The sequence below is a fragment of the Parvimonas sp. M20 genome (assembly GCF_035282425.1).
Classification (GTDB): Bacteria; Bacillota; Clostridia; order Tissierellales; family Peptoniphilaceae; genus Parvimonas.
Window position 1 is genome coordinate 1 of sequence record NZ_JAYKBQ010000148.1, and the last position, 277, is coordinate 277.

1 protein-coding gene is annotated in these 277 nt (G+C 61.7%); it reads left to right on the forward strand.

The genetic code is table 11. From position 1 onward, the window contains the following. A partial coding sequence (locus VJI93_RS08765) for a hypothetical protein (RefSeq protein WP_442953997.1) occupies positions 1-277 on the forward strand: 277 nt, incomplete at both ends.

Sequence of the window (277 nt, forward strand, 5' to 3'; positions counted from 1 at the left end):
TGCTGGTCACGCGCCGACTGCCTGAAGCGGTCGAGGCGCATCTTGCGCGTCATTATGACGTCACGCTCAATCCGGACGATCGCCCATTGGCTCGGTCGGAACTGATCGAGGCGTTCTGCCGCTATGACGCACTGGTGCCGACGATCACCGATCGGATCGATGCCGCATTGATCGCCAATCCGGAACGACGCGTTCGCATTCTGGCGAATTTTGGCGCCGGCCTCGATCATATCGACCTCGACGCAGCGCGGTCTGCCGGCTTGACCGTGACCAACAC